The organism is uncultured Paraglaciecola sp. (genome assembly GCF_937123705.1).
Lineage (GTDB): Bacteria > Pseudomonadota > Gammaproteobacteria > Enterobacterales > Alteromonadaceae > Paraglaciecola.
Map to the genome: position 1 here is coordinate 39,285 of NZ_CAKZKO010000098.1, position 16,433 is coordinate 55,717.

General features: G+C 44.0%; 12 protein-coding genes. All 12 read left to right on the forward strand.

From position 1 onward, the window contains the following. Window positions 1-19: 19 nt before the first annotated feature. The 12 genes from argS to Q0688_RS13170 all read left to right on the forward strand — a co-directional run bounded on the left by argS (window position 20) and on the right by Q0688_RS13170 (window position 16,432). Window positions 20-1,750, forward strand: coding sequence for an arginine--tRNA ligase (argS, locus tag Q0688_RS13115; protein WP_299077321.1), 1,731 nt, complete (start codon window positions 20-22; stop codon window positions 1,748-1,750). Window positions 1,751-1,814: 64 nt separating this feature from the next. Next, window positions 1,815-2,387, forward strand: coding sequence for an NADPH-dependent FMN reductase (locus tag Q0688_RS13120; protein ID WP_299077324.1), 573 nt, complete (start codon window positions 1,815-1,817; stop codon window positions 2,385-2,387). Window positions 2,388-2,411: 24 nt separating this feature from the next. After that, window positions 2,412-3,311: a DUF2785 domain-containing protein gene (locus Q0688_RS13125; RefSeq protein ID WP_299077326.1), complete on the forward strand. Its 900-nt coding sequence runs from the start codon at window positions 2,412-2,414 to the stop codon at window positions 3,309-3,311. Between the two features lie 122 nt (window positions 3,312-3,433). Further along, a protein-coding gene (gene prfB / locus Q0688_RS13130; RefSeq protein ID WP_299077329.1) for a peptide chain release factor 2 occupies window positions 3,434-4,532 on the forward strand; the annotation gives its coding sequence in 2 pieces (ribosomal slippage) (window positions 3,434-3,508 and window positions 3,510-4,532; 1,098 coding nt in all). 34 nt (window positions 4,533-4,566) lie between these two features. Next, window positions 4,567-6,111 (forward strand): lysine--tRNA ligase, encoded by a 1,545-nt coding sequence (gene lysS, locus Q0688_RS13135; protein ID WP_299077332.1) that lies wholly within the window; start codon window positions 4,567-4,569, stop codon window positions 6,109-6,111. Window positions 6,112-6,325: 214 nt separating this feature from the next. Then, complete coding sequence (locus tag Q0688_RS13140) at window positions 6,326-7,234, forward strand: porin (protein WP_299077335.1); 909 nt, start codon at window positions 6,326-6,328, stop codon at window positions 7,232-7,234. A 245-nt stretch (window positions 7,235-7,479) separates the two neighbouring features. Further along, window positions 7,480-10,284: a hypothetical protein gene (locus Q0688_RS13145; protein ID WP_299077338.1), complete on the forward strand. Its 2,805-nt coding sequence runs from the start codon at window positions 7,480-7,482 to the stop codon at window positions 10,282-10,284. A gap of 129 nt (window positions 10,285-10,413) precedes the next feature. Beyond that, entirely contained in the window at window positions 10,414-13,068 is a 2,655-nt protein-coding gene (locus tag Q0688_RS13150) for a TonB-dependent receptor (RefSeq protein WP_299077341.1), read from the forward strand. Between the two features lie 219 nt (window positions 13,069-13,287). Beyond that, complete coding sequence (locus Q0688_RS13155) at window positions 13,288-14,055, forward strand: DUF3450 domain-containing protein (RefSeq protein WP_299077344.1); 768 nt, start codon at window positions 13,288-13,290, stop codon at window positions 14,053-14,055. A gap of 13 nt (window positions 14,056-14,068) precedes the next feature. Next, the gene (locus tag Q0688_RS13160; protein ID WP_299077347.1) at window positions 14,069-15,460 is read left to right on the forward strand and encodes a MotA/TolQ/ExbB proton channel family protein; all 1,392 of its coding nucleotides are present in this window, start codon (window positions 14,069-14,071) and stop codon (window positions 15,458-15,460) included. A gap of 6 nt (window positions 15,461-15,466) precedes the next feature. Further along, window positions 15,467-15,991 carry a MotA/TolQ/ExbB proton channel family protein gene (locus Q0688_RS13165; protein ID WP_299077350.1) on the forward strand — a complete coding sequence of 175 codons (525 nt, stop codon included), beginning with the start codon at window positions 15,467-15,469 and terminating at the stop codon, window positions 15,989-15,991. 33 nt (window positions 15,992-16,024) lie between these two features. Continuing rightward, window positions 16,025-16,432: a biopolymer transporter ExbD gene (locus Q0688_RS13170; RefSeq protein ID WP_299077353.1), complete on the forward strand. Its 408-nt coding sequence runs from the start codon at window positions 16,025-16,027 to the stop codon at window positions 16,430-16,432. The last annotated feature ends 1 nt before the right edge of the window (window position 16,433 follow it).

Sequence of the window (16,433 nt, forward strand, 5' to 3'; positions counted from 1 at the left end):
TTAAGACACAAGAGCAAACATGAACCTACACACATATTTATTAGCAAAATTTAAAGCCGCACTTACCGCTATAGGTGCACCAGAAGATTCACCGGCGCCACTTAGTCGTAGCACCCGCGAAGGTTTTGGGCATTACCAGTTTAATGGGGCGATGGCATTATCAAAAGTATTAAAACAAAACCCACGAGATATAGCGCAAAAAATTGTCGATGCCGTTGACTTGGATGCAGAAGTAGAAAAGCTCGAAATTGCCGGACCAGGTTTTATTAATATTCATTTAAAACCCGAGTGGCTAGCGCAGCAACTAGAATCTGCTAATGCAGATAGCCGCCTTGGTATTAATCCCGAGCAACAACAAACAGCGGTCATTGACTACTCAGCGCCCAATCTCGCTAAAGAGATGCATGTAGGTCATTTGCGTAGCACTATTATTGGTGATTCAGTGGCGAAAACCTTAGAATTTTTAGGCCATAAAGTGATCCGCCAAAACCACATGGGTGATTGGGGTACACAATTTGGCATGTTGTTGGCGCATTTAAATGACAAACTTGCTGCGAATGAAGTAGCAGAAACCGCCTTATCCGATTTAGAAGACTTTTACCGAGCCGCTAAAGTACGTTTTGATAATGAAGAAGGTTTTGCCGATCGTGCCCGTGATTATGTGGTGAAATTACAAGGCGGCGATGCACAATGTTTACAGCTTTGGCAAAACTTTATAGATGTGTCCATCGCCCATAGTGAAGATGTGTACCAAAAACTCAATGTCAGCCTTAAACGCAGCGATGTGATGGGAGAAAGTGCTTACAACAAAGATTTAGCGACTACTGTCTCCGAGCTACAAGCGTCAGGAATAGTAGTCGAAAGCCAAGGTGCACAAGTGGCCTTTTTGCCAGAAATGGCCGACAAAAACGGCAATCCAGCGGCTTACATAGTGCAAAAATCTGGAGGTGGGTATTTGTATTCCACTACTGATCAGGCCGCTATTCGTTATCGTAATGGTGTATTAAATGCCGACCGCACCTTGATTTTTACCGATGTTCGCCAAGCATTGCATTTTAAGCAAACCGAAATTGTGGCCCGAAATGCAGGTTTTATTTCTGAACAACAAACCTACGAACATTGCCCCTTTGGCATGATGTTAGGCAGCGATGGCAAACCTTTTAAAACGCGCAGCGGTGGCACAGTGAAATTGGCTGAGTTATTAGATGAAGCCATTGAAAGGGCTGAAGCACTAATTAATCAACGTGAATCTGATTTGTCTGAACAAGAGCGTAAAATTATCGCTAATAAAGTAGGTATTGGCGCGGTTAAATATGCCGATCTTAGTAAAAACCGCACCACAGATTATATTTTCAACTGGGACACTATGCTCAGTTTTGAAGGCAATACCGCACCTTATTTGCAATATGCTTTCGCTCGTATTCAAAGTATTTTCAGAAAGGCTGGTGCGGTTAATTCACACGCCAACATTCAACTTCAAGAAGTGCAAGAACAACTATTAGCCGTCAAGTTAATGCAATATGTCGAAGCCATTAAACAAGTGTCAACGGAAGCGACCCCTCACGTGCTTTGTACTTATATTTATGAGCTGGCGAGTTTGTTTATGAGTTTCTACGAAGCTTGCCCTATTTTAAAAGAGGGAATAGATGAACAGACTAAAAATAGCCGTTTAATGTTAGCGCAGTTGACCTCCAAAACCTTGCAATCAGGGTTAGATCTGTTGGGCATTGAGACGATGGATAAGATGTAGACGTTAAGCTACGAGCTTCGATATTTAAGACAAAATAAAACAAAAAGTAAGTGGAATATAAAAGATGATAAAGATTTTGGCCTTTGCTGGCAGTGGTAGAAAAGATTCGGTGAATAAAAAAGTGGTGGCGGTTGCCGCTAAAGGGGCACAAGAGGCAGGGGCAGAAGTCACTATCATCAATCTCGAAGACTTTGACATGCCACTTTTTAATGAAGACTTAGAAGCACAGCAAGGCATGCCGGCTGATGCACAAAAGTTTAAAGAATTATTGATTAGTCATGACGGCTTTCTTATTTCATCACCTGAATATAACAGCTCCTACAGTGCCTTATTTAAAAACGCCATCGATTGGGCGTCTAGGCAAACCGGTGACGAAAAACCTATGGTTGCCTATCGCGGTAAAGTAGCTGCCATTATGGCCGCCTCGCCCGGTGCCTTGGGTGGTATGCGAGTATTGGTGAATCTGCGTATGCTTTTAGAAAATATCGGCACTATGGTGTTGCCTACTCAAAAAGCCGTAGGTGGCGCATTCAAATTATTTGATGAGCAAGGCAATATCAATAATGAAAAAACCGAAAAAGCTTTGAAAAACCTTGGTCAGCAATTAGTCGCTACAGTTACCAAGTTAAAGAATTAATTTTCCGTTTGCAGGGCAGGTATTATGAAATTTCAAATTATAGTGAGTTGTTTATTATGGATCATCCCTGCAATGGTTCAGGCCAACCCATGTAAAGCTAATTTCACAACCCTTGCCTTAAAAACATTAAAAAAAGATAACTTTGTTATCGAGTCACCTGAGCAAAGAAATCAAACCGCGTTAAGGTTACTGACTTGCCTTGGTGATCCTGATCCCAAAGTACGAGACGGTCTCGTATATGAAGCAATAAGTCACTGGTTAAGAAATGCCTCGCTTAGCGACTCAACCGTTAAGTCAATGTTTGAATTGTTAATCGATAAGTTGCAACAGCCAAGTGTTGACCCGCTTAAATTTACCCAGCCATTTGCGGCACTGGTGTTGTCTGAGGTGCTCCGAGTCGACCGTATTACGCCTTACTTATTAGATACTGAACGTCAAAAAGCCATAGAAGTATCAACCTCCTATATGAGTCATATCAAGGATTATCGTGGATTTGATGATAAGCAAGGGTGGCGTCATGGTGTGGCACATACCGCCGATATTTTTTTACAATTGTCGTTAAATAGTAAAATAACCAAAGCTCAACTTAATCAATTATTGGAAGGGATTAAATCACAAGTCTCACCGCAAAATTCACACTTTTATATTTATGGCGAGCCTAAACGCTTGGCTATGCCGTTTATGTATATTGCGCTGCGGGGCGAACATTCCCTCAAGGAACTTTCTAGCTTTTTAGAAACTGTTATTGACCCTATGCCCTATGAAAATTGGCAGAGTGTGTATCAATCCAACCAGGGTTTGGCTAAATTGCATAATACCCGTCACTTTATTTACAGCATTTTGGCCTTGTCAGAGCAAAGTGAAAACCCAACAATAAAAGCCCTGAAACCCAAGTTGGTAGAACTTATTCAAACCTTAGGTTAAGCCGTGACTTGTATAACCTAATCGAATGATTTATCGGATTGTTATACACTGTGAGCTGTTATTTCGCACTAAAACCCGCTAAAATCCCCGTCCTTTTTGTTTCAAGTGCAGCCCAATTATTTATGTTTGAAATCAACCCAGTACACAATGCTTTAGCAGATATAAGACTACGTGCTGAGTCGCTTCGGGGGTATCTTTGACTACGATCACAAGAAAGAACGCCTAGAAGAAGTTAATCGCGAATTAGAAAGCCCTGATGTGTGGAATAAACCAGAGCATGCCCAAGCCTTAGGTAAAGAAAAAGTGGCCCTTGAGCTGGTTGTTGAAACAATCGACATTTTAGAACTGGGTACCGAAGACGTTGAGGGGTTAGTCGAGTTGGCCGTTGAAGCCGAAGATCAAGATACCTTTGATGAAGCCGAGTCTGAATTGGCCGAATTAATCAAAAAACTCGAGTTACTCGAATTCAGACGTATGTTCTCTGGTCCTAATGACGCCAATCACGGTTATATTGATATCCAATCTGGGTCGGGCGGCACCGAAGCGCAAGATTGGGCCAATATGTTGCTGCGTATGTATTTACGCTGGGGTGAAGCCCACGGTTTTAAAACTGAATTAATTGAAGTATCAGACGGTGACGTAGCTGGTATCAAAAGTGCCACCATCAAATTTAGCGGCGAGTACGCCTTTGGCTGGATCCGCACCGAAACAGGCGTACACAGGTTAGTCAGAAAATCGCCATTTGACTCTGGCAGCCGCAGACATACCTCTTTTGCTTCTGCTTTTGCCTACCCTGAAGTAGACGATGATATTGAGATTGAAATCGATCCCTCAGACCTACGTATCGATACTTATCGCGCATCGGGCGCCGGTGGACAGCACGTTAACCGCACCGATTCTGCGGTACGTATTACCCACGAACCCACTAATATAGTGGTGCAGTGTCAAAACGATCGTTCTCAGCATAAAAATAAAGCCCAAGCTATGAAACAATTAAAGGCCAAGCTTTATGAGCATGAAATGCTCAAGCAGAATGAAGAAAAGCAAACCATGGAAGACGGCAAATCCGATATTGGTTGGGGCAGTCAAATACGCTCTTATGTACTAGATGACTCACGGATTAAGGATTTACGCACTGGGGTAGAAACCCGCAATACCCAAGCCGTGTTAGACGGCGATTTAGACAAATTTATTCAAGCCAGTTTAAAATCTGGGTTGTAAACAAGATTACATAATTGAGATATCAGGAAAGTCGATGACCGAACAAACACAAGATGAAAATAAGTTGATTGCAGAGCGCCGCGCAAAACTTGCCAGCATTAGAGAAAACTGCAAATCAAATGGTTTCCCCAATGACTTTCGCCGTGAATATTACAGTGAAGACTTGCAACAAGCCTTTGGTGAGCATGAAAAACAAGCCCTAGAAGACTTGGGTAAAGTGGTCAGCATCGCCGGTCGTATTTTAGCGAAACGTGGGCCATTTTTGTTATTGCAAGACATGACAGGTCGCATTCAATCTTATGCTTCAAAAGATACCCAAAAAGACATCAAAGCCCGTTTTGGAAGCTTGGATATTGGTGACATTATTGGCGTTAAAGGTGAATTGCATAAATCAGGTAAAGGCGATTTATATGTGAATATGGCTGAGTATCAGTTGTTGACTAAATCACTGCGTCCTTTACCTGAGAAATTTCATGGTTTGTCTGACCAAGAAACCAAATATCGTCAGCGTTATGTGGATTTGATCACTAACCAGCAAACTCGCGATACCTTTATGATCCGCAGTAAAGTGGTGAGCGGCATTCGTAATTTTTTGACCGAACGCAACTTTATGGAAGTGGAAACACCTATGTTGCAGGTGATCCCAGGTGGTGCCACAGCTAAACCTTTTAACACCCATCATAATGCACTGGATATCGATATGTATCTACGTATCGCCCCAGAGTTGTACTTAAAGCGTTTGGTAGTAGGTGGCTTTGAACGGGTATTCGAAATAAACCGTAATTTTAGAAATGAAGGATTGTCCACGCGCCACAACCCAGAATTTACCATGTTAGAGTTCTATCAGTCTTACGCGGACTATCATGACTTGATGAACCTGACCGAAGAAATGTTACGTAAGGTGGCCCAAGATGTGTTGGGTACTACCATCATCAAAAACACCACCAAAGATGCCGAAGGCAATGTCATCAGTGAAGTGAACTACGATTTTGGCCAGCCATTTGCACGTTTAACCATGAACGAAGCCGTTATCAAATATTGGCCTGAAGCTAACGCTGTTGCCATTAATGATCCTGAAAATCATTTGCCTGAGCTAAAAGCCATGGCCAAACAACTGCACATTAAAGAGCCAGAAGTGGATGGCATTTGGGGCGCGGGCAAATATTTATGTGAGATTTTTGAAGCCACAGCCGAAGAAAAGCTCGACCAACCTACCTTTATCACTGCTTACCCTTGGGAAGTTTCACCGCTGGCCCGTAGAAACGATGATGACAGCTTTATCACCGACAGATTTGAGTTTTTTGTAGGTGGACGGGAACTAGCCAATGGATTCTCGGAGCTTAACGATGCCGAAGATCAAGCAGCCCGATTCCGTAAACAAGTAGAAGAAAAAGACGCAGGCGACGACGAAGCCATGCACTTTGACGAAGACTACATTCGCGCCTTGGAATACGGGTTACCACCTACAGCAGGTGAGGGTATAGGCATCGACCGCTTAGTGATGTTGTTTACTGATAGCCCAACCATTAAAGACGTGATCTTGTTTCCTCATATGAAACCAGAAACCGCTGCCGAATAACACATCCATAGTACTTTAAGAAAAGGACGCTGCGGCGTCCTTTCTTGTTTTCTGTAATAAAAATTTCACAAAAATGTCATACTGAGCCTGTTCGTGTAAAAATGATACATAATACTCAGGTAAGTACTTAGTCTGTAAAATAACAACCCCTATCAAAATTTGATCTTAAAAGTTCAAGGCTGTGGGTTAGATTAATTAAATGTGAATGAAGTATATGAAGCCCTATAGAAATTTAACTGTTCTTTTCTTTTTAAGTTGTTTAGCGTCAGCAGTTACAGCCGATCCATTAACTTTTTATGGTAAAGCCAATGTGTCTATGCAGTCTACTGACGAAGGCGATGGGCGCTTCTTGGACATAAAAAGTAATGCGTCTCGCCTGGGTGTTAAGGGCAACCTTGCATTAAGTAGTGAACTAGAGGTGCTTTATATTTTTGAATGGGAAGTGGATTTAGCCGATGAGTCCGGTTCAGACAATATCAAATCTCGCAATCAGTACGTTGGCCTAAAAGGGCAGTTTGGAACGGTACTTCTTGGCAGAAATGATACTGTATTGAAACAGTCTCAAGGTAAGATTGATCAATTTGGTGACTATGAAGCGGACTTAAAAGGGTTGTGGAAAGGCGAAAATCGCATGGCGGACTCGCTTACTTATTTTTCACCAAGCTATTATGGAGTAACATTTGGGATCTCTTATATAACCGAAGGTGAAGTGACAGCAGAGGATGCCCAGTCAGTTTCTGTTACATACGGCGATAAAAACTTTAAGAAAAACCTATGGTATGTTTCGGCATCGGCGGATTTTGATGTAAAGGGTTATGATACCCAGCGCCTGTCATTACAAACAAAATTTGATGAGCTTGTTTTAGGTGCAATTTTTCAGCATCAGGAGTCAAGCGATACGAGGAATTCAAAAAGTGGCGCTATGATCAGTGCCGCTTACACTTTGGGCTCCATTGTTCTAAAAACCCAGTTTCAAACCCTAAAAGATGACAACAGTTTTTCTGTTGGCGCTGATTACAAACTCGCTAAGTCAACTAAACTATTCGCTTGGTACACAAGCAGAGGGCTAGACGACAGTGCAGATCAATCTTGGCTAAGTGCAGGGATTGAACATAAATTTTAAACCCTTTGTGCTTGATATCGCGATAATTTTTGTGGCCAGATACCATTAAATCAGGTTAACGATCAACAAGTCACACCTTAAACTTCAGCTATAGCCTGGCTTGCTAAACATTTAAGCGCTCCTCTATCCAATTCTCAATATTAAACTTTTGTGACATCTATTTGATGTAACAAAACTGTCACGCTGCTTGGTTACTCTTTTTTGCGTTTTCTCATTCTTAAAAATACGCGCATTTGGAGTACACAATGGAACTTATGAACATCTTTAGAGCGAGTGCAATAGCTGCGGCGTTAGTCTTGGCTGGTTGTGGTGGTGATATCAATATTACTGAAGGTAATATTGATAACAGCGTGACCGATAATAGTGTGATTAATAATGACGACGGTGCAAGCGGTGGCGGCGCCCCGGTTATCACAGATGGTCGTGTGGGTGAAGCCAGTTCTTTTTTATCTTCTCAAGTCTCAGCAGCTTTAGGTGAAACGGTTGCAGTCCGTTCAATTTCAGGTCGGTTGTTAGCCGAAGATGCTGACTCAGCCGGTAATATTACCTTAACCAACGACACTGTTTGGGCACTTGAAGGCGCTGTGTTTGTAGGTAAAGACAAATCCGAATCAGTAAATTTAGTGATTGAGCCAGGCACTGTTATTTTTGGCCGTAGTGGCAGTGATTATTTAGTTGTAAGCCGTGACTCTTCTATCGAAGCCATAGGCGCAGCCAATGCTCCTATTATCATGACGTCTTTCAACGACGTTGTGGGTGATGAAGTGGGCGCGGGCCAATGGGGCGGCGTGATTATTTTGGGTAACGCACCTTCTACTAAGTGTCCTCAAGACGGTACCGATTGTGCGTTGCAAGTGGAAGGCGTTGAAAGCGGTGCGGTTTTTGGTGGTAGCGACAGTGCAGATGATTCAGGCACCCTTAACTATGTGGTTGTGAAATATGCTGGATTTGAAATTGCACCAGACAACGAACTTAACGGCATCACCTTTGGCGGTGTAGGTTCAGGTACGACTATTGATTATCTTCAAGTACATGCCAACGCCGATGATGGCGTAGAGTTTTTTGGCGGCTCGGTAAACGCTAAACATTTAGTGTTAACGTCCATTCAAGATGACTCTGTCGATTGGGATAATGGCTACAACGGCAAATTGCAGTATGTGTATATTGAACATGCGGCCGATGGCTCTGATGCTAACCGTGGTATTGAAGGTGATGGCGACGGTGGCGACGGCTTAGCGTTTTCACAACCCACCCTTGCCAACGTTACTATTATTGGTAACGATTTTGATACTGACGAAACCGACTCTGAAGGTGTGTTATTGCGCGACCAAACAGGCGCGCACATTTCAAATATGCTCATTACCGGTGCAGCTGGTATGGGTGAATGTTTAGAAATGGACACCGATGCAACAGTGCAAGGTAACCTAACCGATGGCGACTTAACCATTTCGAATTCTGTCATTGCTTGTGCCGAAGATTTCAAAATTCCTGATGCTGCGGTCAATCTTACCACTTGGTTTAATACAGACCAGTCGGGTAATCAGTTAGTGGATTATGCCGATCGTTCTAACATAGGTTTGAATATAAACGGCACTTTAACCACTGAAAGCTCACTGTTAACCGCCGGAGGCGATCCTTCTGCGGTTGATGGTTTCTTTGATGCCAATACCTTTGTCGGCGCTGTGGCAACCTCTGCTGATGACTGGCGTCAGGGCTGGGCATTTGGTTTTGGTGGCGGTGAAGTGGGTGTGGTTACCTCAGTTTCTGGTTGCCCCGCTGGCACCACCACTATTGCTATGGTTGATGGCCAAACCAATACTTGCCAAGTTTCGGGCCGTATTACAGCAGATTTAACCTTAACCCAAGGCAATCATTATGCGCTTTCTGGTGCTGTTTTTGTGGGTGACGACAATGCCGACAGTGCAACCTTAACGATTGAGCCTGGCGTGGTGGTATACGGTAGCTCAGGCAATGATTATCTTGTTGTCAGCCGAGGCTCACAAATTTCAGCCAATGGTACGGCAGCCTCTCCCATTACTTTTACCTCTAGGCAACATGTCTCTACTGGTGTGGTAACAGGGCTGGAAGATGGTGAAGCAGGGCAATGGGGCGGTTTGGTTATTTTAGGTAATGCTCAATCCACTAAATGTCCACAAGATGCTTCAGAGTGTTCATTGCAAGTGGAAGGGGTGCAAGAAGGAGCGGTATTTGGCGGCAGCGATGACACCGACAACTCTGGCACACTTCGTTATGTGCGGGTGATGCACGGTGGCTTTGAAATTGCACCAGACAACGAATTAAACGGCATTACTTTTGGTGCTGTAGGCTCGGGTACCACTGTCGAATACCTACAAGTGCATAAAAATGCTGATGACGGTGTGGAGTTTTTTGGTGGTGCAGTCAACGCTAAATACCTAGTGCTAACCGGTATTCAAGACGATTCTGTTGATTGGGATAACGGTTTTAAAGGCAATATGCAATTTGTGTTGGTGAAGCACGCCGACGATAACTCAGATGCCAACCGCGGTATAGAAGGTGATGGTGACGGTGGTGACGGTACGGCCTTCTCAAATCCAACTGTGGCCAACATGACCATTATCGGTAATACCTTTGACACTGCCGAAACTGACTCTGAAGGGGTGTTATTACGCGACCAAACTAATGCGCAATTGTATAACTTTGTGGTAACGGGCCCTGCTGGAATGGGAGAGTGTTTTGAAGCGGATTTATCTGACGGTGACACTACCCTTGAAGCCAATATGGACAGCACTAATGACCCACAATTAGTCTTTGCCAGTTCGGTATTGGCTTGTGGCGAAAATATCAAAAACTCCGGCGCGTTTGACCAACAAGCTTGGTTTACAGCCCAAGCAGGCACTGCAACGGCGGCTAACCAAAGTGCGGTATTAAGTGGGATTTACACCCTTGATGCCACAGCCCCTACCGATGTGAATGCCATCAACCCCTTCTTTAGCAGCGTTGATTTTATCGGTGCGGTAAAAGATGCAGACAACGATTGGACGACTGGTTGGACAGTAGGCTTAGAGTAAGCATTAAGCCTACTTAAATAAGTCAGAAGTCATGTGCGCTACCTAAGGTAGCGCATCTGTGTTTCAACCAATCGGTTATCAAAGTTCAGTTACATAGCTGCAAAGCGGTAAGCAGCTAATGAGGTTAAAATGAATAAGCCTAAAAATAGGTTTCGCGTTACCCAACTTACCCTTGCCGTGCTGGCATCAATAGCAATGACCCAAGGGGCAACAGCCCAACAAAGTCAAAATGAAGATGCTGTGCTCGATGAAGTGGTCACAACAGGCACACGCCTAAAAGGTACCGCTACAGCGGTAATTGAAGAGCGTAAAAATCAGGCCTTTGTAGCCGATATCTTAGGGGCAGAGCAAATATCTCGAACCGGCGACAGTGATGCCGCTTCGGCACTGCGCCGGGTAACGGGTTTAACCTTAGTCGACGGTAAATTTATCTACGTACGCGGTTTAGGTGAGCGTTACTCCAGTACCCAATTAAACGGCGCAGCTGTGCCTAGCCCCGATCCCACCCGCAATGTGATCCCTTTGGATTTATTCCCGTCGGATATTATCGAGAGCTTATCGGTACAAAAAGCGTTTTCACCTTCTATGCCCGCCTCTTTTGGAGGCGGTAATGTGGATATTCGCCTTAAAACTATTCCTGATAACTTCCTGTTTAATATGTCGGGAAATTTAGGTTACAACAGCGAAAACGCTGCTGATGCCTTGTCTTACCAAGGTGGTGATAAAGACTGGCAAGGTCGCGACGATGGCACTAGAGCCGTGCCGCAATCATTACAAACACGCTGGGATAATAAACAGTTTTTAGACAATTTAGAGCAAAGCGTGGCTTTGTCTTTGTTAAGCGACGTGAATCGAAATTACGATCCCATCGCTAAAAGTGTTGGGCCAGATGCCGGTTTTGGCTTTTCCCTTGGCAACAGTGTTGATATTAACGACAACTGGCGCATCGGTTTTTTATGGACCAGCAGTTATGACAATGAAACCACAGTCTTTGAAGAATACCAGCTAGAGCAAGCCGACCGCGTGGGCGATGCCATTAACATTGTACGCTTTTTTGATGATATAGCGGTGACACAAACCACAGTGAAATGGTCAAATATGCTGAATTTAGGTGTGGATTTTAATCGTAATCATCGCGTCGATTACAGTTTGATTTTACTCAACGATAGCAGCGACGAAATCAGCGAAAGTTTTGGACATACCGAAAACCTTAATCTCGCCGAAGGGTTGCGAATACGTGATATTGAAGTCGAATACGAAGAACGAAAAATGTATACCAACCAAATACGCGGTATGCATACTCTCCCGTCACTTAACTTTGCAGGACTGGATTGGAAATATTCACTAGGGCGCTCACTGCGTGATGCGCCGGGCAATGTGGATGCGCGTTTTGTGTTAGCCGATGCCAATCAAGACGGTGTGTTTGATGTGCAAACCGAAAGCGCATTAAATAACTCGACCACGGCTGCTCGTTACAGTTTTCAAAATCTCCACGACCGTTTGGAAAATTATGGCTATAACCTGACTTATCCTCTTGCCTTTAAAGAGTGGGAAATAGAATTAAAAGTAGGAGGGGATTTTCTCACTAAAACCCGAAGTTCAGAAAACCGTACTTTTGATATTAATACCCGAGCCTTTGTGAATAACGCCACCTTAGTGGGCAGTTCTTTCTCGTCGATTTTAAGTGATCAAGTATTGGGCAACACCGATAACTTCAACAGTACGGCTATTATGCGGGATACTACAATCGCTGGTGATGATTATATTGCCGCGCAAAAGGTTGATGCTTTCTACTTAGAAGCCGATTTGTTTTATCAAGGAAAATGGCGGTTTAGTGGCGGCGCAAGGTTTGAAGATTTTCGACAGGTAGTGGCACCTTTTGACCCAAGAACCAATCAAATCGATTTACCAGATGATGCCGACCGAGGCCAATTGGCCTTTCAGGAAGACGACTTTTACCCTGCCTTGGCGGTGACTTATATTAAAGATGACAGCATGCAATTTAGAGCCAGTGTTGGGCAAACCGTTGTGCGACCTGATTTACGCGAAGTGTCATCATCTACATTTATTGATCCCCTTACTGGTTTCCCCACCTCAGGTACACCTGGCATCGACACAACATCGATACTTAACTACGACTTACGCTTTGAATGGTATCGCGAAGCAGGCAATAACTTATCTATCGGTTTGTTTTACAAAGATATGGACGCGCCTATTGAGTCGGTGCAATCTCCCGCTCAAGATGGGCCTCCGCTAATAAAAATTGCCAATGCCGAAACCGGTGAGTTGTACGGCATAGAGTTGGAATTTCTACAAGGATTGGAGACGTTTGGTGATGGGGTTTGGGATAATATTTTTGTATCCGGCAACCTAACCATCAGTGATTCTGAAATTACCTTAGATAGGCAGAATATTGTCGACCAAACCGGCTTGTCGGCAGCGGTTACCAACTTAACTCGCCGCCTAACGGGGCATTCGCAATACGTGGCCAATTTACAAGCAGGTTACGACTCGGACAACGGTGAACACTCGTTATCTGTCGTATACAACGTGTTTGGTGAGCGCATTTTAATTCCTGGTATCGATGGGTTTGATGACAGTTACGAACAACCATTTCATTCACTAGACACTGTGTATAAATATTATCCGAATTTTAATACCACTGTGACCTTCAAGGTGCAAAACCTCTTGGGTGAGAGCAAAGCGTTAGAATTCGAAGATGTACTATTACGCTCACAATCCAAAGGCACAAAAGTGAGCTTATCTATCAAGTATGATTTTTAGCTAAGCCATTTTTTGATATCAAGGCAGCGCATTAGTGCTGCCTAATTTCAACGCAATTACGTCACTAGTTTATTGTTTTTATTAAGTATTTTTGTTGTCTGATAATTTGTCATTTTAGCGTCATTTATCTGCAATATTTCTGTCACATTCACACCTTATGCTTTTCGCAGTTTTTAAATAACAGTAAATGACTGTTAGCCAAATTTTAGGGTTTGAGGAATGACACGACTGACTAGGTTATCTGCAACATTTTTAGGCCTATCTATTTTGGCGGGAAATAGTGTTGCGCAGCAACAAAAAACACTACAGCCAGCGATTAAAAAAGCCACGGCTATTAACCACTCAGCGGCGCAATCTCAACAAAAAATCGACCATATCAGCGACCAGATTTCAAACAAACTGCAGCAATTTAAAGCCATCAATAAAGAAATAACCGGCTTAAACGTTTACAACGGTCAATTGCAAAAACAAATCAATAATCAGATGCAAGAAATGGCGGATTTAAACGCCTCTATTGATGATGTGAGTATTATCGAACGTCAAATATCGCCATTGATGATGCGCATGATTACTGGTCTTGAGCAGTTTGTTGCGCTAGATGTGCCTTTTCTTGCCGAGGAAAGAACGCATCGTGTCGCCGAACTTAAAGCCATGATGGACAGGGCCGATATCGCCCCTTCAGAAAAATTTCGCAGGGTGATGGAAGCCTATCAAGTGGAAATGGACTACGGCCGTACCCTCGAAGCCTACAGTGGTTTACATACTATTGATGGCCAAGAGCGTGATGTGGATTTTTTACGAGTAGGGCGTACCGCGCTTATTTACCAAACTCGTGATGCCAGTTTGCAAGGCACGTGGGACAAACAAAGTCGTCAATGGCAAGCGCTGCCTTCGAGCTACCGTACTCAAGTGACTAAAGGTTTACGTATGGCGAAGAAACAACTCGCGCCAGACCTGCTAATGCTACCCGTAGCGATAACGGACTAAGGGCCTGTTCAACATGAAAAACATATTTAAAAACATATTATTAGTGACTAGCTTGGTGTGTGTTGCAAACTCGGTGATGGCCCAAGAAGACAAAGCCCTAGATTTAGATGCCTTGTTAAAACAACTAGAACAAGGTCAGTTTCAACAAAATCAACAAAATGTACAGCGCGAACAAGAGTTTACGGCAAAACGCTCTGAACAAGACCAAATGTTACGCCAAGCTAAACAAAGTCGTGATGCTACCTTGGCCAAATCAGAAAAAATGGAAACCCAGTTCGAAGAAAACGAATTTAAACTGGCAGACCTAAACGACGCCATGAACAAACGTTTAGGCTCATTAAAAGAGTTATTTGGGGTGTTACAACAAGTGTCAGGCGACACCAAAAGTAAATTTCAAAATTCGATTATTTCTGCACAAATTCCAGGACGAGCGGCGTTTTTAGATGATTTAGCCCAGTCCATGGGCACCACATCAAAGCTGGCCTCAATTGAAGAAATTGAGCGTGTTTGGTTTGAGATGCAACGAGAGATGACCGAATCAGGCAAAGTCACCACTTTTACCACAGACGTAATTGAAGCAGGTGGCGAAAAAGTCAGTAAACAAGTGTTACGTGTTGGGCCTTTTGCCTTGGCCGCCGACGGAAAATATCTCGATTATAATGGCACAACTGGTTCGGTTTCTGAGTTGGTGCGTCAACCTGCGGGGCGTTATGGCGCAAGTGCAGCTGCCTTACAGCAATCATCAGGTGAGTTGATTGAGTTTGGTTTAGATCCAACCGGTGGCTCTATTCTTAAGTTGTTAGTGCAAGCGCCCAGTTTGAAAGAGCGGGTAGAGCAAGGCGGAACAGTCGGTTATATCATTCTCGCGGTAGGTGTTGTGGGTTTGTTGATTGCGATGTGGCGCTTTATTGCTTTGATGATTGAAGGTACTAAAGTGCATCGCCAACTTAAATCAGACACTTTCAAAAACAACAACTCCCTTGGCCGTGTTATGAAAGCCAAGGACGATTACCCAGAAGCCGACACCGAAGCACTTGAACTACACCTGACCGAAGCGATTTTAGGCGAAGTGCCAAAACTAGGTAGGTCGCTGAGCATAATCAAAGTGATATCGGTAGTCGCACCTTTGATGGGCTTACTCGGCACCGTATCCGGCATGATCAATACCTTTCAAGCTATCACCTTATTTGGCACAGGCGACCCTAAATTAATGGCTGGCGGTATTTCAACTGCATTAGTCACAACGGTATTGGGATTAGTTGTGGCCATTCCTATGACCTTGTTATACGCCATGTTAAATACCCGCAGCAAAAGCATTGTGTACATATTGCAAGAGCAAGCCGCGGGCGTGATTGCCGAGCGGGCTGAAGCGCTTGTTCCAGATACTGCAAGCAGCAAAGCCTAATTCACCATGATTGAAATTTTCGAAAGCATTCGCGATTTTACCGAAACTGGCGGCCAAGTGCTGCTGATCATCGGTGGCTTGATTTTTGTGATGTGGTTAATGATTTTAGAGCGCGCCATGTATGTATTTGTGGCTCACAAACAATATAAAGCCGCTGTGATTGCTAAATGGAAAGCCCGGCAAGAGCGTTCGTCTTGGAACGCCGAACAAATTCGCCAAGCGATGATTTCACGGGTAACCCTTAAACTTGGTGCAGGTGTGCCTATTATCCAATCGCTGGTGGCGTTATGTCCGTTGTTAGGTTTGATGGGCACAGTCACCGGCATGATTGAAGTATTTGATGTGATGGCAATTTCTGGCTCGGGTAACGCCCGCTCAATGGCGTCGGGTGTGTCCAAAGCCACTATCCCTACAATGGCAGGAATGGTAGGGGCGTTGTCGGGTGTTTTTGCCTCTACTTGGCTGGCCAGAACGGCCAAAAAAGAACGGGCCAGCCTTGAAGATACACTGCGAATGCAACGTAAAATTTAGCCCGTTAAAATAGACAAATAACCAGAGAACATTATGAAACAGCATTTCCAAAATTTGATGGACGAAGAAGAAGCCACAATCGATATGACCCCTATGCTCGACGTAGTGTTTATCATGTTGATATTTTTTATTGTGACCGCCTCGTTTGTGAAAGAAGCGGGCATTGACGTCAATCGCCCCGAAGCGGCCACCGCAGTGAAAAAAGACCGAGCCAATATATTGGTGGCAATCAGCGCTAAAGGTGATATTTGGATCAATAAACGTAAAGTCGATGTGCGTGCAGTGCAAGCCAATATCGAGCGGTTATACGCGGAAAATCCACAAGGTACTGTGGTTATTCAGGCCGATAGAAAGGCCACTACTGACGTGTTGATTAAAGTCATGGATGCGTCACGAGCGGCAGGCATAACCGATGTGTCAATTGCGGCGCAGGAGCCTTAAG

Excerpts from the sequence above, each read along its gene's own strand:
- lysS (WP_299077332.1), top strand. The coding sequence starts at position 4,567 with ATGACCGAACAAACACAAGATGAAAATAAGTTGATTGCAGAGCGCCGC.
- argS (WP_299077321.1), top strand. The coding sequence starts at position 20 with ATGAACCTACACACATATTTATTAGCAAAATTTAAAGCCGCACTTACC.
- Q0688_RS13155 (WP_299077344.1), top strand. The coding sequence starts at position 13,288 with ATGACACGACTGACTAGGTTATCTGCAACATTTTTAGGCCTATCTATT.
- Q0688_RS13160 (WP_299077347.1), top strand. The coding sequence starts at position 14,069 with ATGAAAAACATATTTAAAAACATATTATTAGTGACTAGCTTGGTGTGT.
- Q0688_RS13145 (WP_299077338.1), top strand. The coding sequence starts at position 7,480 with ATGGAACTTATGAACATCTTTAGAGCGAGTGCAATAGCTGCGGCGTTA.
- Q0688_RS13125 (WP_299077326.1), top strand. The coding sequence starts at position 2,412 with ATGAAATTTCAAATTATAGTGAGTTGTTTATTATGGATCATCCCTGCA.
- Q0688_RS13170 (WP_299077353.1), top strand. The coding sequence starts at position 16,025 with ATGAAACAGCATTTCCAAAATTTGATGGACGAAGAAGAAGCCACAATC.
- Q0688_RS13120 (WP_299077324.1), top strand. The coding sequence starts at position 1,815 with ATGATAAAGATTTTGGCCTTTGCTGGCAGTGGTAGAAAAGATTCGGTG.
- Q0688_RS13150 (WP_299077341.1), top strand. The coding sequence starts at position 10,414 with ATGAATAAGCCTAAAAATAGGTTTCGCGTTACCCAACTTACCCTTGCC.
- Q0688_RS13165 (WP_299077350.1), top strand. The coding sequence starts at position 15,467 with ATGATTGAAATTTTCGAAAGCATTCGCGATTTTACCGAAACTGGCGGC.
- Q0688_RS13140 (WP_299077335.1), top strand. The coding sequence starts at position 6,326 with ATGAAGCCCTATAGAAATTTAACTGTTCTTTTCTTTTTAAGTTGTTTA.